A 17,785-nucleotide genomic window follows, 5' to 3' on the forward strand; every position below is an offset into this window, starting at 1 on the left:
GCTCTCCTGCCGCGCGGTCCGCTCGCGCGGTCCGCTCGCGCACGGGAACGCCCGCGTCGTCTCCGCCGCGCCCCGGACGCTCATGGTCGCCGGTTCGGTGGTACCCGCCGGGTTCGGTGGCTGCGGGCACCGAACTCGGCGGCAGCCACCGAACGCGCCGTCGGGCGCACGTCGCGCGCCGCCCCCGACGCTCAGGACGCGCTCGCCCGCGACGCCGTCGGCCGCGAGATCGGTACTCCGACCCGAGATCGGTGCGTTGAACCACCGATCTCGCGCCAAACCGCTGATCTCGGCGGGCGGACCTGTCTCAGGCGCCGGCGCGGTCGTCGTGGGCGCGGCGCGTGAAGATGCGGGCTGGGCGCGGCGCGGGTCTCGGCGCGGGGCGGGCCTGGAGCGGCGCGGGTCCGCAGGTGGAGGGGCGGGCCTGGAGCGGCGCGGGTCCGCGGGTGGCGGCGCGGCGCGTGAGGGCGGCCGGCTCGCCCGCCTCAGGCCTCGGCCGGGCGCGGGCCCGCGGCGGGGCGGTCGCCCGGGGCGCGGGTGCTCACGTCGGTCAGCACGGCCGCGACCCACGCCTGGAGCTCCTCCGGGTCGTCGTCCACCGGGTCGGGGGCGTAGCGCTCGCGCTCGAGCGCGGCCGCCAGCGCCACCAGCGCGCGGTCGGCCTCCGGGCCGAGCGGGCGGCCGCGGCGCGCCTGGACCTGGGACCGGATCGCCGCGACCGCCTGCCGTGGCGTGCGGGAGTCCGGCCACGTGATGCCGGCGCGCCGGAGCCGGTCGCGGAGCCGTCGCCAGGCGACCTCGGGTGCGAGCCGGAGCGCGGGCCGGCGACGTCGACGCAGCGCCAGCACGGCGGCGAGGGCGGTCGCCACGACCAGCAGGGCGACCACGGCGATCAGCGGACCCCGGGTGCGCGGGTTCGCGACCACACCCGGCAGCCCGCCCTGGTCCTGCGGGGCGGCGGTGGTGGCGGCGGCGCTCGGTGTGCTCGTGGTCTGCGGGGCGCCGGCGGTCGGGGCGGTCGTCGGGGCGGCGGCGCTGAACGGGTTGCTCCAGGACGGCGGCGGCCCCGTCTGCACCGCGGGGGTCGGCTCGAACCGGACCCAGCCGGTGCCGGGGAAGTACAGCTCGGGCCAGGCGTGCGCGTCGGCGCCGGTGACCCGGTAGGTGCGGTCGGTGCCGAGCTCGCCGGGCAGGAAGCCGACCCCGAGCCGAGCCGGGATGCCGAGGGTGCGCGCGAGGACCGTCATCGAGGTCGCGAACTGGACGCAGTACCCGCGGCGGCTCTGCAGGAAGTCCCACACGGCGTCGTCGCTGTCGCCCGGCTCGATCGAGGTGTCGTACCGGAACTGGGTGCCGTCCCGGAAGTAGGTCTGCAGGGCGAGCGCCTGGTCGTAGGGGGTGGCCGCGTCGGCGGTGAGCTCGACGGCGAGGGCGCGCAGGTCGTCCGCGTGCTCGGTCTCCGGCACCTCGAGGTAGGTCTGCACGTCCTCGGGCACGTCGCCGGTCGCGGCGCGCAGCAGGTCCGGGCCGAGGTCGGGGACCTCGACCAGCATCTCGTAGCCGCTGCCCGCCTCGGTGCGGCTGCGGCTGACCACCTCGTCCCGGGCGGCGTCGTAGGTCCACGGCCCGTCGATCCGCACCGTGCGCGGGAAGGTGCTCACGGGCAGGCGCTGCTCGCGGAGGGCGCCGATCCGGACCTGGACGTCGGTGAGGGTGCCGCGGGCGCCGTCCGGGGCCGCGCCGACCAGCGACGGGTCGGAGGCGAGCAGCCCGTCCGGGTCCCACTCGGCCAGGTCGTCGGCGGGCTCGCGCTGCCAGGACCGGCCGTCGAAGTCGCGCAGGGTGAACGACCGCAGCGGCCCGATCAGCGACGCGGTGGCGGCGGGCCCCTCGGCCTCCTCGTCGACGCGGTCGACGGTGTAGCTGAGCACGACCTGCGACGACTGGTCGCGGAGGCTCTCGCGCAGGTCGAGGTCGTCGGCGAGCCGGACCGGGCCGACCGCGCCGGTCCCGACGTCCGGCAGGTCGACCCACGACCACGCGGGCACGGCGGACACCGCCGGGCCGGCGGCGAGCGTCACGGCGACGAGCCCCGCGGCGCCGGCCAGCACGACGCCGGCGCGCCGTCCGGTGCGGTCGCGCGACACCGGCGGCTGCGCGAGCGCCAGGAGCAGCAGGTAGCAGAACCCGGTCGCGGCGAGCGCCCAGGTGCTGCCGGGGAACCCGAGGACGACGGCCGGGGTCCACATGGCGACGTACGCGATGCCGGTGAGCGCGGGCATGCCGCACCCGACCGCGAGCAGGTCCGCCGCGAGGAACACCAGGACCGCGGCGCCGACGAGGATGAGCTCGACGGGCGGCCACACCGCCATCGGCACGACCGAGGTCTCGATGAGCTGGGCCGCCTGCTGCACGAGCTGACCGGTGTGCTGGATCGTGCCGGGCCCGACCAGGAGCGGGTTGCCGCCCGGTGGCGTGGCGTAGAAGGCCAGCAGCGCGTACGCGGAGACCACGAGCCCGACGAGCGACGGCAGCCAGGTGGAGCGGGTGAGGCTGCGGGTGCCGCCCACGACGAGCGCGGCGCCGGCGACGGCGAGCACCGCGTGCAGCACCCAGGTCCCGCCGGCGAGCAGCCCGGACAGCGAGCCGAGCGCGGTGCAGGTCGCGACGGCGGTCAGCGCGGTGGCGGCGGGGGAGCGCCACCCGCGGCGCAGGGCGGCCCCGCCGCTCACGCCGCACCACCCGTCAGCCGCCACCAGGTGGCCTCGAGGTCGGCGCCGGGCTCGGCCTGCACGACGCGCCACCCCGCGCGGCGCAGCTGGCGGGCGGTCGCGGTCGCCCGCTCGTCGTCGTCCGCGCCGCGGACGAGCGCCCAGCCCGGGCGGGTCTGGCTCACCCCGGCGAGCGCGGCGCGGCCGGCGGGGCCCTGCGGGCCGAGCACGGCGATCACCAGACCCGAGCCGCCGTCCGCGTCGTCCAGCCCGCGGATCTCCGCGAGCAGCGCGGCCTCCGCGGCCGCGGCGTCGGGCTGCCCGGCCAGGTCGACGGTCGAGTCCAGCAGCTGCTGGCGGCCGGGCGCCTCGAGCCGGGCGGCGTGCGGGTCGTCGGCGGCGGTGCCGGTCAGCAGGTGGGTGGGGTGGCCCGCGGCGTGGGTCGCGAGCGCGACCGAGGCGGCCAGCGAGATGCACCACTCGAGGGCGTCGCCGGGCGCGGGCTGGTCGAGCAGCACGGTGACCGGGCGCATGCCGGCGCGCTCGTCGGACCGGACGACCAGCTCGCCGCGGCGGGCGCTGCTCGGCCAGTGCACGCGGCGCAGGTCGTCGCCGACCCGGTAGTCGCGGAGCGCGGCGTCGTCGGGGGCGGGGGACCGGGCGCCGACGACGGACCGCTCGGGCTCGGCGACCAGCAGCTCGCGCGGGACCGGCAGGTCGACGACCGAGGGCCACACGGTGACGGTCTCCCGCACGCCGAGGGTGGCGCGGACCCGGGCGACGCCGAACGGGTCGGTGCGGGTCACGACGAGCGGGCCGAGCGCCCACCGGCCGCGGCGGGTCGCCTGCACGGGGTAGCGCAGCCGGACGGCGCGGGGCTCGCGAGCGACCGTCGCGCGCAGCGGCCGGCCGCCGGACAGCTCGACGGCGGCCTGCTCGCGCAGCTGGAGGTCGGTGAGCCGCGCGCGGGACGCGCCGCGGGCGAGCCCCACCTCGACCTGGACGTCGGCGGTGCGGCCGACGTGCACCGGGTCCGGCTGGACGGTGCGCCGGGTGCGCAGGCCCTGGCCGCGGCCGGGGTCGACGACGCCGACCGCGAGCATCCCGAGCACCACCAGCAGCACCGGGAGCGTGCCGATCGTCAGCAGGTCCGTCGACCCGAAGGCGGTGCCGGTCGCGCCCACGGCCAGGCCGAGGACCACGAGGCCCACGCCGCGTCGGGTCGGGCGCAGGCGCATCAGCCCGCCGCGGTCCGGTCGCGCACCGCTGTGCGGGCCGGCGCGGGGACGGCCACGCGGGCGACGAGGTCGCCGATCACGTCCTGGCCGCTGCGCCCGGACAGCCGCGACTCGGCGCTGAGGATGACGCGGTGCGCCAGCACCGGCTCGGCGAGCTGCTGCACGTCGTCGGGGAGCACGTGGTCCCGGCCGTCGACCGCGGCGAGGCCCTTGGCCGCGCGGAGCAGCTGGATCGCCGCGCGCGGGGAGGCGCCGAGCCGCAGGGCCGGGTCGTCGCGGGTGCCGGAGACGAGGTCGACCACGTACTGCTTCACCGCGGGCGAGGCGTACAGGTGCCGGGTGGTGTCGATGAGGCGGGTGACCTGGTCGGCGTCGGTGACCGGAGTGACGTGCGCCAGCGGGTCCGAGGTCTCCTGGGTGTCGAGCATGGCGAGCTCGGCCTCGGCGCTCGGGTAGCCGACGGTGAGCCGGGCCATGAACCGGTCGCGCTGCGCCTCGGGCAGCGGGTAGGTGCCCTCCATCTCGACCGGGTTCTGCGTCGCGACGACGAGGAACGGCCGGGGGAGCGGGTACGAGGTGCCGTCGACGGTGACCTGCGCCTCCTGCATCGACTCCAGCAGCGCCGACTGGGTCTTGGGGGAGGCGCGGTTGATCTCGTCGCCGATCACGATGTTCGAGAACACCGGGCCGGGCCGGAACTCGAACTCCTGGGTCGCGGCGCGGTAGATCGTGACGCCGGTCAGGTCGCTCGGCAGCAGGTCGGGCGTGAACTGCACGCGGCCGACGGTGCAGTCGATCGTGCGGGCGAGCGCCTTGGCCAGCGTCGTCTTGCCGACGCCGGGCACGTCCTCGAGCAGCAGGTGCCCCTCGGCGAGCAGGACCGCGACGGCGGTGCGGACCAGCTCCGGGCGGCCGGTGACGACGCGGGCGATGCTCCCGCGCATCCGGTCCGTCACGGTGATGAGCTCGTCCATCTCGGACGCGCCGGGCACTGCTACGGGCATGGGGACCCCCTCGGTCGACTGGGGGAAGCCTAAGCGGCGGCGACTCCGGGCGGGAGGTGAACGTGCACCCGGAATCCCCACTTCCCCCCACCCGGACCACCCCGCGGCTCTCCACCGTCCTCCCCGGACGAGGGCGCCCGCCGCGCTCCGCCGGTCGCGCAACCCCGTTGACCTGCGAAGACGCCGCAGCAGGAGCGGTGACGCCGCGTTCGGCGGATCGGCCCGGACCGGGTGCCACGCCCCGCCGCGCCCTTGTGACCCTCCACCCCGCTCCACCGGCGCTGACCTGCGACGACGCAGGAACTTCACCCGCCTGCCGCGAATTCCTCCCGTGCGGGTGGAGCGAAGTGGAGTACCGTGGAGCCATCGGGTGCCGAGGGGTGCCCGTGCGCGCGGTCCGGGGGAGGTGGACGACGTGGGGTTCGAGCAGGCGCTGGCCGGGCTCGGCTCCTCCGTGCCCTTCCTCGGGACGCACACCCCGAAGCTGGACGAGAAGGGGCGGCTGATCCTCCCGGCCAAGTTCCGCCCCCAGCTCGCCCAGGGCCTGGTCATGACCCGGGGCCAGGACCGCTGCCTGTTCCTGCTGCCGCTCGACGAGTTCGCGCGGATGCACGACAAGCTGCGCCAGGCCCCCGTGACCAGCAAGCAGGCCCGCGACTACCTCCGCGTGTTCCTGTCGGGCGCCTCGGACGAGACGCCCGACAAGCAGGGACGCATCTCGATCCCCCCGATGCTGCGCTCCTACGCGGGGCTCGACCGGGACGTCGCCGTCATCGGCGCCGGCACCCGGGTCGAGGTCTGGGACCTGCAGGCGTGGGAGACGTACCTGGCGGAGCAGGAGGCCGGCTACGCCGAGACGGCGGAGGAGGTCTTCCCCGGCGCCTTCTGACCCGCACCACCCGCACCACTCAGCACCACCCGCACCACCCAGCACCACCCGCACCACCCAGCACCACCGCCCGGCGAGACCTCCCCCCGGCAGCTCTGACGCACTTCCCCGGCGTCAGAGGGCCGGTGGGGGATCTGGTCGGACGGCGGAGGGGCCGCCCGACCACCCCCGTGCCCCGCGAAGCACCACCCGCACCACGCAGCCGCACCACGCACCCGCACCACGCAGCCGCACCACCCGGAGGAAGGAGACCCCCGTGCCCGACGCGCCCGAGCTGCCCGACCAGCCCGCCCGCCCGGAGCGCGACGCCGCCTCCCGCCACCTCCCGGTGCTGCTGCAGCGCTGCATCGACCTGCTCGCCCCCGCCCTGGCGGAGCCCGGCTCGGTCCTGGTCGACGCGACGCTCGGCATGGGCGGCCACACCGAGGGCGTCCTCGCCGCGCTGCCGCACGTGCGGGTCGTCGGCATCGACCGCGACCCGCAGGCGCTGCGCCTGGCCTCGGCGCGGCTCGCGCCGTTCGGCGACCGGTTCACCCCGGTGCACGCGGTCTACGACGAGATCCCCGAGGTCGTGGAGCGTCTCGGCCTGCCCGGCGTGCAGGGCGTGCTGATGGACCTCGGCGTGTCCTCGCTGCAGCTGGACGAGGCCGAGCGCGGCTTCGCCTACGCGCAGGACGCACCGCTGGACATGCGGATGGACCCGACGCGCGGCCGCACGGCCGCCGAGGTGCTCAACACCTACGACGAGGCCGACCTCGTCCGGGTGCTGCGCGAGTACGGCGAGGAGCGGTTCGCCGGCCGGATCGCCCGCCGCATCGTGCAGGCCCGCGAGAAGGCCCCGCTGGAGCGGACCTCCGAGCTGGTCGACCTGGTCCGGGCGGGCATCCCCGCGGCGGCCCGGCAGACCGGCGGCAACCCGGCCAAGCGCACGTTCCAGGCGCTGCGGATCGAGGTGAACGACGAGCTCGCGGTGCTGGCCCGCGCGATCCCGGCGGCCGTCGAGTCGCTGGTGGTCGGCGGCCGGATCGTCGTCGAGGCGTACCAGTCGCTCGAGGACCGCCTGGTCAAGCGCGCGTTCGCCGCGGGCGCGGAGATCAGCGCCCCGCCCGGGCTCCCGGTGGTCCCCGACACGCACGCGCCGTACCTGCGGCTGCTCACCCGCGGCGCGGAGGAGGCGGACGCCGCCGAGCTCGCCCGCAACCCGCGCTCGCAGTCCGTGCGGCTGCGCGCCGCCGAGCGGCTGCGCCCCACCCCCGAGCACCTGCGGCCCACCCCGGGCGACGCCGGCAGTACCGGCGGTCCGGGCGCCCGCCGCCCGGACCGCAGCCGCAGCCCCCGCACGCCCCGCACCCCGAACGGACCGAGGAGAACCGCATGAGCGCTGAGCAGGTCGCCCGCGCACCGCGCGTCCGCCCGCGGCCGTCCGACGCGCCCCGGTCCGCCCCGGAGCGGCCGCGGCTCCGGCTGGTCCGGCCGCCGGCGCAGGCGCGCACGCACGTGCCGTTCGTCGTCACCTGCATGGCGATCCTGGCCGGCGCGCTGCTCGCGGCGCTGCTGCTGAACACGCAGCTCGCGGCCGGTGCGTACGAGCAGCGCTCGATGGACGTCGAGCTCGCCCAGCTGGCGCGCGACGAGCAGTCGCTGTCCGCCGAGCTGGACGCGAACAAGGCGCCCGCGAAGCTCGCCGAGGCCGCCACCGGCCTCGGCATGGTGCCCGCCGGGTCGACCGGCTGGCTGCGGCTGTCGGACGGGACGGTGCAGGGCGACGTCGGGGCCGGGCAGTGAGCACGCCCACCACCCGGCGCACCGCCGCGCCCGCCCGCCCGGTGCGGACCCCCGCCCGGCGACCGGCCCCCGGGGTCCCGACCCAGCGCGGCCCCCGCGGCCCGTGGACGCCCCGCCCCGGCGGCCCGAGCGTCGCGATGCTCGACCGGCGCCGCACGGTGCTGGTCGTGGTCGTCGCGCTCCTGCTCACCGTGTTCTCCGGCCGGCTGCTCTGGCTGCAGGGCGTCGGCGGCGACGCGATCGCGGCGGAGGCGCTGACGAGCCGGCTGACCACCTCCCAGCTCGTGGCGGCGCGCGGCACGATCACCGACAGCGAGGGCGAGGTGCTCGCCACCTCGGTCGACCGCTACGACATCGTGGTGAACCAGCGCCTCGTGAAGACCTGGTCGACGACGGAGGACGGCACCACCTACTCGGGCGCGGCCGGCGCCGCGCAGCTGATGGCCCCGATCCTCGGCGTGAACGCGGCCGAGCTCGGCGCGACGCTGGACGGCGACGCCGGCTACAAGTACGTCGCGAAGAACGTGCTGCCCGAGGTGTGGCAGGCGGTCCGCGAGCTGCGGATCAACGGCATCACGTCCGAGCAGGTGGCCGAGCGCGTCTACCCGAACGGCAACCTGGCGGGCAACCTGCTGGGCTGGGTCAACTCCGAGGGGAGCGGCGCCCAGGGCCTGGAGTCGACGCTCGACTCCGAGCTGTCCGGGACGCCGGGGGAGACGACGTACGAGCGCGGCCGCGGCGGCCAGCAGATCCCGGGCGGCTTCGAGGAGTCGACCGCCGCGACCGACGGCCGCAGCGTGCAGCTGACGATCAACTCGGACATCCAGTGGAAGGCCCAGCAGGCGATCGAGCAGCAGGTCGCGAAGACCGGCTCGGACTCCGGCACGATCGTGATGACCGCGATCAAGACCGGCGAGGTGCTCGCGATGGCCGAGTCCCGCACCGTCGACCCCAACGACCCCGGCGCGGACGACACGCTCTGGGGCGGGTCCAGCGCGGTGTCCGACGTGTTCGAGCCTGGCTCGACCGCGAAGATCATCACGATGGCCGCGGCGATCGAGACCGGCATCACCGACCCGCTCGAGCAGTACACGGTCCCGTACAACTACACGACGGCCAACGGGCAGACGTTCAAGGACTCGCACGAGCACTCCGGGATGCAGCTGACGACGACCGGCATCCTCGCCGAGTCCTCGAACACCGGCACCGTGATGATCGGCCAGGACCTGCCCGAGCAGGTGCGGCACGACTACCTGGCGAAGTTCGGCTTCGGCACCAAGACCGGGATCGAGCTGCCGGCCGAGCAGTCCGGCGTGCTGCGGGACGCCGACAAGTGGGACGGCCGCACCAAGTACGCCGTCCTGTTCGGCCAGGGCCTGTCGGTGACCGCGCTGCAGGCGACGGACGTGTTCGCGACGATCGCCAACGGCGGCGTCCGGGTCACCCCGCACCTGGTCAAGGGGTGGACCGAGCCCGACGGCACGTTCACCCCGTCGCAGGCCGCCGAGACGACCCAGGTGGTCTCGCCCGAGACCGCCCAGACGGTGCTCACCATGATGGAGAGCGCGGTCGACGAGGGCACGGGCTCCGCCGCGGCGATCCCGGGCTACCGGGTGGCCGGCAAGACCGGTACCGCGCAGGCCTGGGCCGCCGACGGCACCCAGGGCATCACCGCGTCGTTCATCGGCGTCGCCCCCGCGGACGACCCGGCGATCGCCGTCAGCGTGATCCTGCACAACCCGCGGACGTCCGAGTGGGGCGGCACCGTCGCCGCGCCCGTGTTCTCCGACGTGGCCGGCTACGCGCTGACCGAGCTCGGCATCGCCCCCAGCGGGACGCAGCCGCAGCTCTTCCCGACGACGTGGTGAGCACCGTGCGCGCCACCAGCACCGCCGCGCCCGCGGGCGCCCGCCCGTCCGCCCCGGTCGCGGGGGTCCGTGGCCCGCGCGGTAGATTCTCCCTATGACGTCCCCGCAGGGCCGGCTGCGGCCGGAGCACCCCCACAGCCGCCGGGTCGCCGACCTCGCCGACGCGTTCGGGCTCGTCAGGGCCGGTGCCGCGCTGCCGGCGGACCTCGCGACCTCGGGGGTCACCGTGGCGAGCGGCGACGCCCTCCCGGGTGACCTGTTCGTCGCCGTGCCCGGCGCGCACACCCACGGCGCGACCCACGCGGCGCAGGCCGCCGCCGCCGGCGCCGTGGCGGTCGTCACGGACCGGGCCGGCGCCGAGGTGCTGGCCGCGTCCGCGGACGACGCCGTGCGCGCGCTGCCGGTGCTGGTCACCGACGACCCGCGCGCGATCGCCGGTGTCCTCGCCGCCGAGCTGCACGACCACCCGGGCCGCAGGCTGACCACCGTCGGCGTCACCGGCACCAACGGCAAGACCACGACCATGTACTTCGTCGAGGCCGCGCTGCGCCGGCAGCACGAGCGGACGATCGTCATGGGCACCGTCGAGCTGAAGATCGGCGACGAGGCCATCGAGAGCCCCCGCACCACGGTCGAGGCGCCGGTCGTGCAGTCGATCCTGTCCCGCGGCCTGGAGCGCGGCGCGACCGCCGCCGCCATGGAGGTGTCCTCGCACGCGCTCGCGCTCGGCCGGATGAACGGCCTGGAGCTCGACGTCGCGGGGTTCACGAACCTGCAGCGCGACCACCTGGACTTCCACGGCGACATGGAGGGCTACTTCCGCGCGAAGGCCCAGCTGTTCCGCGCCGGCCACGCGCGCCGCGGCGTCGTCGTGGTCGACGACGAGTGGGGCCGCCGGCTGGCCGACGAGGCCGAGATCCCCGTCGACACCGTCGCGACGCACGTCGGCGCCCCGGAGGGGGAGACGGCCGACTGGGCCGTGACCGAGGCCGACGTCGGCCTGGACGGCGTGGGCTCCACCTTCACGCTGCGCGGCCCGGACGGCGCGGGGCACCGGGCCGCGAGCCCGCTGCCGGGCCTGGTCAACGTGTCGAACGCCGCGCTGGCGATCGTGCTCGCGCACCGCGCCGGCGTGCCGCTGGACGTCGCGATCGACGCCGTCGGCACCGCGTCGGGCGTGCCCGGCCGGATGGAGCGCGTGATCGAGCGCCGCGGCGGCGCGAGCCCGCGTCCGCTGTGCCTGGTCGACTACGCGCACACCCCGGACGCGCTGGTCCTGGCGCTGGAGGCCGTGCGGCCGATCACGCCGGGCCGGCTGATCATCGTCTTCGGGTCCGACGGCGACCGCGACCGCGGCAAGCGGCCCCTCATGGGCCGGATCGCCGCCCGCCTCGCGGACGTGCTGGTCGTGACCGACGAGAACCCGCGCTCGGAGGACCCCGCGTCCATCCGGGCCGCCATCCTGGACGGGGTGCGCGAGGAGCGCCCCGCGCTGGCCGACGTGCACGAGGCCGTCAGCCGCACCCAGGCCATCCACGACGCCCTCGACCTCGCGACGGAGCTGGACACCATCATCATCACGGGCAAGGGCCACGAGCCGACCCAGGAGATCGCCGGGGTCTTCCACCGGTACAACGACCGCGACGTGCTGCGGGCGGCGGACGCCGCCCTGACGGCGCGCGAGGCGCAGGAGCAGACCGCGTGATCGCGATGACGGCGGCCGAGGTGGCCGCGGCGACCGGCGGGCGCCTGCACCCCGAGGACCTGGACCCGGCGACGGTCGTGACCGGCCCGGTCGTGGTCGACTCCCGGCAGGTCGAGCCCGGCTCGCTGTTCGTGGCGCTGCCCGGCGAGCACGCGGACGGCCACGACTTCGCGGCCGCCGCGGTGCGCGCGGGCGCGACCCTGGTGCTCGGCTCCCGCCCGGTGACGCAGGACGGCCCCGACGACGGCGGCCCGACGGCGCTGCCGGTGGTCGTGGTCGACGACGTCGAGAAGGCGCTCGGCGACCTGGCCCGCGTGGTGCTCGAGCGGCTGCGCGAGGCGGCGGTCGAGCCCGGCGGCACGGACCTGCGGGTCATCGGCGTCACCGGCTCGGTCGGCAAGACCACCACCAAGGACCTGCTGGCGCAGCTGTGCGCGGCGGCGGGCCCGACGGTCGCCCCGGAGAAGTCGTTCAACAACGAGATCGGCCTGCCGCTGACGGTGCTGCGCGCCGACGAGCGGACCCGGTTCCTGGTGCTCGAGATGGGCGCGTCCGGGATCGGGCACCTGACGTACCTGACGGACATCGCGCCGCCCGACGTCGCGGTGGTGCTGGTCGTCGGCCACGCGCACCTCGAGGGCTTTGGCGGGATCGAGGCCGTGGCGCGCGCCAAGGCCGAGCTGGTCGCCGGGCTGGCCCCGGACGGCGTCGCGGTGCTCAACGCGGACGACCCGCGGGTGCTCGCGATGGCCACCCAGGCACCGGCGGCGGTCGCCACCTTCGGCACGACCACGGACGCCGACGTGCGCGCGGTGGGCCTGCGGGTGGACCGCGCCGGGCGCGCCGGCTTCACGCTGGACGCCGGGCGGGTGCCGCCGGTCGAGGGCGACGGCTCGCGAGAGACCGCCGAGGTCACCCTGCGGCTGGTGGGGGAGCACCACGTGCACAACGCGCTGGGCGCGGCCGCGGCCGCGCTGGCGGTCGGGCTGCCGCTCGCGGACGTCGCGGCCGGCCTCTCTGCCGCCGACGCGATCAGCCCGCACCGGATGCACGTCGTCGACCGCCCCGACGGGATCACGGTCATCGACGACTCCTACAACGCCAACCCCGACTCGATGCGGGCCGCCCTGCGCGCGCTCGCCGTGGTCGCGGGGCGCGAGCGCCGGTCGGTGGCCGTGCTCGGCGAGATGATGGAGCTCGGCGAGGACGCGCGCCGCGAGCACGAGGCGATCGGCCTCCAGGTGGTCCGGCTGAACGTCGGCCTGACCGTCGTGGTCGGGTCCGGCGCGCTCGGCATCTTCGCCGGCGCCCAGCGCGAGGGCTCCTGGGGCGACGAGGTGGTCATGGTCGACGACGTCGACGCGGCGACCGCGTTCCTCGAGCGCGAGCTCCGCGCGGGCGACGTCGTGCTGCTCAAGGCGTCGAACGGCGCCGGCCTGTGGCGCCTGGGCGACCTGCTGACGGACACGGGGGTGCGGGCATGATCTCCGTCCTCGTCGCCGGCGGCGTCGCGATGGTCGTCGCGCTGCTCGCCACCCCGCTGTTCATCAACTTCCTGGTCACCAAGCAGTACGGCCAGTTCATCCGCCAGGACGGCCCGACCGCGCACTACACGAAGCGCGGCACGCCGACGATGGGCGGCGTGGTCATCATCGGGGCCACGCTGATCGGCTTCGGCGTCGCGGCCCTGGTCACCGGGAACCTGCCGAGCGCGTCCGCGCTGCTCGTGCTGTTCCTCATGACCGGCCTGGGCGTCGTCGGGTTCCTCGACGACTACATCAAGATCTCCCGGCAGCGCAGCCTCGGGCTGTCCGCCCGGTGGAAGATCGTGGGCCAGGGCTTCGTCGGCATCACGTTCGCGGTGCTGGCGCTGCAGTTCCCCGACGCCACGCTGCGCACGCCCGCGTCCACCAGCATCTCGTTCATCCGGGACACCGGCCTGGACCTGGCGTTCGCCGGGGCCACGATCGGCGCCATCCTGTTCGTGATCTGGGCGAACTTCCTCATCACCGCCTGGTCGAACGCCGTGAACCTCACGGACGGGCTCGACGGCCTGGCCACGGGCTCGTCGCTGATCGTGTTCGGCGCGTACGTCATCGTCTGCGTCTGGCAGTTCAACCAGCGCTGCGGGCTCGCGGAGAACCTCAAGTGCTACGCCACCCGCGACCCGCTGGACATGGCCGTGGTCGCCGCGGCCGTCACGGGCGCGTGCTTCGGCTTCCTGTGGTGGAACGCCAGCCCGGCCAAGATCTTCATGGGCGACACCGGGTCGCTCGCCCTCGGCGGCGCGCTCGCCGGCATCTCGATCGTGACCCGCACCGAGGTGCTGGCCGCGATCATCGGCGGCCTGTTCGTCATCATCGTGCTGTCGGACGTCATCCAGATCGGCTTCTTCAAGATGACCGGCAAGCGGGTGTTCAAGATGGCCCCGCTGCACCACCACTTCGAGCTGTCGGGGTGGGGCGAGGTCACGATCGTCATCCGGTTCTGGCTGATCGCCGGGCTGTTCGTCTCGCTGGGCATCGGGATCTTCTACGCGGAGTGGGTGACGGGCTGACCGTGGCTGCCGACCTGAGTGGGGCCGAGGGTCTGGGCCGGGCGCGGGTCGTCGTCGCGGGGCTCGGCGTGTCCGGGCGCGCCGCGCGCGACGTGCTCGCCGGCCTCGGCGCGCGGGTGACGACCGTCGACGACCGGGCGGAGGACGCCGACGTCCGGGACGTGGCCGCGTTCCTCGCGGGGGACGGCCTCGCGGGGGTCGACGTGGTCGTCGCCTCGCCCGGCTGGCCGCCGGCGCACCCGCTGCTCGCCGCCGCGCGCGCGGCCGGCGTGCCGGTGTGGAGCGAGGTCGAGCTGGCCTGGCGGCTGCGCGTCGACCGGGACACCGGCGACGGCCCGGCGCCCTGGCTCGCCGTCACGGGCACGAACGGCAAGACCACGACGGTCGAGATGCTCGCGTCCGTGCTGCAGGCGGCGGGGCGGCGCACCGCCGCGGTCGGCAACGTCGGCACCCCCGTGGTCCTGGCGGCGACCGACCCGGCGCTCGACGTGCTGGCGGTCGAGCTGTCGTCGTTCCAGCTGCACCACACCGAGTCGATGGCCGCGCAGGCGGCCGCGGTGCTCAACGTCGCCGCCGACCACCTCGACTGGCACGGCTCCCTGGACGCGTACGCGGCCGACAAGGGCCGGATCTACTCCGGCGTCGAGGTCGCCTGCGTGTACAACGCGGCCGACCGCACGACCGAGGACCTCGTCCGCGAGGCCGAGGTCGCCGACGGCGCGGTGGCGGTCGGGTTCACGCTCGGCTCGCCCGGGGTCGGGCAGGTCGGGCTGGTCGACCGGATGCTCGTCGACCGCGGGTTCGCGACGCTGCGCCACACGCACGCGGCCGAGCTCGCGACGTTCGACGACCTGGCGCACCTGGCGGGACCGGACGGGCTGGCGCCGCACGTGGTGCAGAACGCCCTGGCCGCCGCGGCGCTGGCCCTCGCGCACGGCGTGCCGCCCGAGGCCGTCGGCGCGGGCCTGCGCGCCTACGCGCCCGGGGCCCACCGGATCGCCACCGTCGCCGAGGTCGACGGGATCCGGTACGTCGACGACTCCAAGGCCACCAACGCGCACGCCGCGGCCGCCTCGCTCGCCTCGTTCGCCGAGGGCAGCGTCGTGTGGGTCGCCGGCGGTCTCGCCAAGGGCGCGACGTTCGACGAGCTCGTCGCCCGCCGCGCCGACCGGCTGCACGCCGTCGTGCTCATCGGGGTGGACGCGGCGCCGCTCGCCGACGCGCTCGCCCGACACGCGCCGCAGGTCCCCGTCGTCCGCGTGGATCCCGGTGACACTGGGTCCGTGATGTCCCGCGCCGTGACCGAGGCCCGCCGCCTGGCGGAGACCCGCGCGGCAGCGGGCACCACGGTCCTGCTCGCACCCGCGTCCGCCTCGATGGACCAGTTCGCCTCGTACGCCGCCCGCGGCGAGGCGTTCGCCGTCGAGGTGCGCGCCCTGCACCCGAGGGGGTGACCCCGGCGCCGATGGCACAGACGACGGACGCCCCGGCCCCGCGCGCCGCCGAGCGGCGCCCCTCCCGCCTCGGGCAGTGGAACAGCGCGGTGACGAGCTACTACCTGCTCGTCGGCGCCAGCCTGCTGCTGCTCGTCCTCGGGCTGGTCATGGTGCTGTCGTCGTCGTCCGTGGACTCGCTGGCGTCGGGCAAGTCCCCGTACACCGTCTTCTTCGGGCAGGCGCAGTACGCGATGATCGGGCTGCCGCTCATGTGGCTCGCCTCGCGCATCCGACCCGCCACCTACAAGAGGCTGGCGTGGCCGCTGCTCGGCCTGGGTGTCGTCGCCCAGCTGCTGGTCTTCTCCCCGCTGGGCCGGAGCAAGGGCGGCAACCAGGGCTGGATCTACCTGCCGGGGTTCTCCGCCCAGCCGTCCGAGGCGCTCAAGCTCGCCCTGGTGGTGTGGCTCGGGATGATCCTCGTCCGGAAGCAGCCGATGTTCGACGACTGGAAGCACGCGGCGGTCCCGGCGATCCCGATCGCGGGCGGCGCGATCGGGCTGGTGCTGCTCGGGCACGACCTCGGCACGGCGATGATCATGATCCTGCTCGTGGCCGGTGCGCTGTTCGTCGCCGGCGTCCCGATGCGGATCTTCGTCGGCGCCGGCGTGCTCGCGGGCGTCGTGGTCGCGGCCCTGGCGATCGGCAGCGCGAACCGGGTCGGCCGCATCCTCAACTTCTTCAGCGGCACGTGCGACGTCACCGCAGGCTGCTACCAGACCAAGCACGGCCTGCAGGCGCTCGCCACCGGCGGCTGGTTCGGGCTCGGCCTGGGCCAGAGCCGGGAGAAGTGGTCGTACCTGCCCGAGGCGCACAACGACTTCATCTTCGCGATCATCGGCGAGGAGCTGGGCCTGATCGGCACGCTCCTGGTGCTCGCGCTGTTCGGCGTGCTGGCGTTCGCGATGTTCCGGGTGATCGCCCGGCACCGCGACCCGTTCGCCCAGATCGTCACCGGCGGCGTCGCGGCGTGGATCATCGGCCAGGCGCTGGTGAACATGGGCGTGGTCGTCGGCCTGCTGCCGGTCATCGGCGTGCCGCTGCCGCTGGTGTCCGCGGGCGGCTCGGCCCTGATCACCACGCTGGTCGCGCTCGGCGTCGTCATCTCGTTCGCCCGCACCGAACCGGGCGCCGCGGAGGCGCTCGCCGCGCGGCCCAGCGTGGTCCGCCGGTCGCTCGCCGTGATCGGCCGGACCCGTGCCTGACCGCCGCCGCGCCGCCGCGACCCGGCACCGCGCGCGCCCCATCCCGACCTGAGCGGCCACCGCCGCGCCCGACCCGCCTGCCCGTGACCCCGGAGGACACCGTGACCGCACCCGACGCCCCCACCGGCCCGGCGGAGGGCGCCGAGCCCCGTCCGCGCGCGGTCCTCCTCGCCGGCGGGGGCACGGCCGGGCACGTGAACCCGCTGCTCGCCGTGGCGGAGGAGCTGCGCGCCCGCGACCCCGAGCTGCGGGTCGCCGCCCTGGGCACCGCCGAGGGGCTCGAGGCGCGGCTGGTGCCGGAGCGCGGGCTCGAGATGTTCGTGGTCCCGAAGGTGCCGCTGCCGCGGCGGCCCACCGTCGACTGGGTGCGGCTGCCCCGGCTGCTGCGCGAGGCGGTGGACGCCGCGGGCGCTGCGATCGACGAGCTCGGCGCGGGCGCCGTGGTCGGCTTCGGCGGCTACGTCTCCACGCCCGCCTACCTCGCCGCCCGGTCGCGGGGCGTGCCGGTCGTCGTGCACGAGCAGAACGCCCGCGCGGGGCTCGCCAACCGGCTGGGCGCCCGGCGCGCCGCCGCCGTCGCGGTGACCTTCCCGGGGACCCGGCTGCCGCGCGCGCAGGTCACCGGCCTGCCGCTGCGCCCGGAGATCGTGGACCTGCTGGCGGAGCGCGCGGCGGACGCGGGCGCGACCCGGCGGCGCGCGGCGGCGGAGCTGGGCTTCGACCCCGAGCGGGTCACGCTGCTGGTCACCGGCGGCTCGCTGGGCGCGCTGTCGGTGAACCGCGCGGTCGCCGCGCAGGCCCGCGCGATCCTCGCCACCGGCGCCGAGGTGCTGCACCTCACCGGCGCGGGCAAGGCCGAGGACGTCCGTTCCGCGGTCCGCGGGGTCCCCGGCGCCGAGCGGTACCACGTGCGCGAGTACCTCGCCGAGATGGAGCAGGCGCTGGCGGTCGCGGACCTCGTGGTCTGCCGGTCGGGCGCGGGCACGGTGAGCGAGCTCGCCGCGCTCGGCATCCCCGCGGTGTACGTGCCGCTCCCTGTCGGCAACGGCGAGCAGCGGCTCAACGCCCAGCCGGTCGTCGCCGAGGGCGGCGGCGTGCTGGTGGCGGACGAGGCGCTGACGGGGGAGTGGATCGCCGAGAACCTGCTGCCGCTGCTCGCGCCCGAGGCTGCCGGCCGGCGCCGGGAGATGGGCGAGGCGGCCGCGCGGGTCGGCGTGCCCGACGCGGCCGGGCGCGTGGCCGACCTCGTCGAGGACGCGCTGGCCGAGGGCGAGCGGCTCGCGGCGGAGCGGGCCGAGGCGGAGCGCGCGGCGGCCGAGCGGGCCGTGGC

General features: G+C 76.1%; 13 protein-coding genes. 10 read left to right on the forward strand and 3 right to left on the reverse strand.

Annotated features, from left to right (window positions below):
- Positions 1-485: 485 nt before the first annotated feature.
- Genes KVT14_RS04950 through KVT14_RS04960 form a run of 3 tightly spaced genes read right to left on the reverse strand, consistent with a single transcriptional unit; the run spans position 486 to position 4,953 of the window.
- The gene (locus tag KVT14_RS04950; protein ID WP_217614643.1) at positions 486-2,732 is read right to left on the reverse strand and encodes a DUF3488 and transglutaminase-like domain-containing protein; all 2,247 of its coding nucleotides are present in this window, start codon (positions 2,730-2,732) and stop codon (positions 486-488) included.
- Complete coding sequence (locus tag KVT14_RS04955) at positions 2,729-3,922, reverse strand: DUF58 domain-containing protein (RefSeq protein ID WP_308160895.1); 1,194 nt, start codon at positions 3,920-3,922, stop codon at positions 2,729-2,731. The genes KVT14_RS04950 and KVT14_RS04955 overlap by 4 nt, the downstream gene beginning before the upstream one ends.
- 26 nt (positions 3,923-3,948) lie before the next feature.
- Positions 3,949-4,953, reverse strand: coding sequence for a MoxR family ATPase (locus KVT14_RS04960; protein WP_217614645.1), 1,005 nt, complete (start codon positions 4,951-4,953; stop codon positions 3,949-3,951).
- A gap of 454 nt (positions 4,954-5,407) precedes the next feature.
- On the opposite strand from KVT14_RS04960, the gene mraZ reads away from it, so the two are divergent.
- The 10 genes from mraZ to murG all read left to right on the forward strand — a co-directional run.
- Positions 5,408-5,842 carry a division/cell wall cluster transcriptional repressor MraZ gene (mraZ, locus tag KVT14_RS04965; RefSeq protein WP_147796856.1) on the forward strand — a complete coding sequence of 145 codons (435 nt, stop codon included), beginning with the start codon at positions 5,408-5,410 and terminating at the stop codon, positions 5,840-5,842.
- Between the two features lie 256 nt (positions 5,843-6,098).
- A complete protein-coding gene (gene rsmH, locus KVT14_RS04970) occupies positions 6,099-7,220 on the forward strand; it encodes a 16S rRNA (cytosine(1402)-N(4))-methyltransferase RsmH (protein WP_308160896.1) in 1,122 nt (373 codons plus the stop codon).
- Entirely contained in the window at positions 7,217-7,627 is a 411-nt protein-coding gene (locus KVT14_RS04975) for a hypothetical protein (protein ID WP_217614646.1), read from the forward strand. The genes rsmH and KVT14_RS04975 overlap by 4 nt, the downstream gene beginning before the upstream one ends.
- Entirely contained in the window at positions 7,624-9,495 is a 1,872-nt protein-coding gene (locus tag KVT14_RS04980; RefSeq protein WP_308160897.1) for a penicillin-binding protein 2, read from the forward strand. Before KVT14_RS04975 ends, KVT14_RS04980 begins: the two co-directional genes overlap by 4 nt.
- A gap of 94 nt (positions 9,496-9,589) precedes the next feature.
- Positions 9,590-11,200 carry a UDP-N-acetylmuramoyl-L-alanyl-D-glutamate--2,6-diaminopimelate ligase gene (locus KVT14_RS04985; RefSeq protein ID WP_217614647.1) on the forward strand — a complete coding sequence of 537 codons (1,611 nt, stop codon included), beginning with the start codon at positions 9,590-9,592 and terminating at the stop codon, positions 11,198-11,200.
- A complete protein-coding gene (gene murF, locus KVT14_RS04990) occupies positions 11,197-12,684 on the forward strand; it encodes a UDP-N-acetylmuramoyl-tripeptide--D-alanyl-D-alanine ligase (protein WP_217614648.1) in 1,488 nt (495 codons plus the stop codon). Before KVT14_RS04985 ends, murF begins: the two co-directional genes overlap by 4 nt.
- On the forward strand, positions 12,681-13,757 hold the full coding sequence (mraY, locus tag KVT14_RS04995; protein ID WP_147793787.1) for a phospho-N-acetylmuramoyl-pentapeptide-transferase: 1,077 nt from the start codon (positions 12,681-12,683) through the stop codon (positions 13,755-13,757). Before murF ends, mraY begins: the two co-directional genes overlap by 4 nt.
- A 2-nt stretch (positions 13,758-13,759) precedes the next feature.
- On the forward strand, positions 13,760-15,211 hold the full coding sequence (gene murD, locus KVT14_RS05000) for a UDP-N-acetylmuramoyl-L-alanine--D-glutamate ligase (RefSeq protein ID WP_308160898.1): 1,452 nt from the start codon (positions 13,760-13,762) through the stop codon (positions 15,209-15,211).
- An 11-nt stretch (positions 15,212-15,222) separates the two neighbouring features.
- Positions 15,223-16,455: a putative lipid II flippase FtsW gene (ftsW, locus tag KVT14_RS05005; RefSeq protein ID WP_217614649.1), complete on the forward strand. Its 1,233-nt coding sequence runs from the start codon at positions 15,223-15,225 to the stop codon at positions 16,453-16,455.
- Positions 16,456-16,556: 101 nt separating this feature from the next.
- The coding region (murG, locus tag KVT14_RS05010) for an undecaprenyldiphospho-muramoylpentapeptide beta-N-acetylglucosaminyltransferase (protein WP_217614650.1) at positions 16,557-17,785 on the forward strand (1,229 nt) is incomplete at its 3' end.

The organism is Cellulomonas sp. GbtcB1, from assembly GCF_019091725.1.
In the GTDB taxonomy this organism is placed as follows: Bacteria; Actinomycetota; Actinomycetes; order Actinomycetales; family Cellulomonadaceae; genus Cellulomonas.

Coding starts and splice junctions, on each gene's coding strand:
- KVT14_RS04960 (WP_217614645.1), bottom strand. CDS start 4,953: ATGCCCGTAGCAGTGCCCGGCGCGTCCGAGATGGACGAGCTCATCACC.
- KVT14_RS04975 (WP_217614646.1), top strand. CDS start 7,217: ATGAGCGCTGAGCAGGTCGCCCGCGCACCGCGCGTCCGCCCGCGGCCG.
- KVT14_RS04985 (WP_217614647.1), top strand. CDS start 9,590: ATGACGTCCCCGCAGGGCCGGCTGCGGCCGGAGCACCCCCACAGCCGC.
- mraY (WP_147793787.1), top strand. CDS start 12,681: ATGATCTCCGTCCTCGTCGCCGGCGGCGTCGCGATGGTCGTCGCGCTG.
- ftsW (WP_217614649.1), top strand. CDS start 15,223: ATGGCACAGACGACGGACGCCCCGGCCCCGCGCGCCGCCGAGCGGCGC.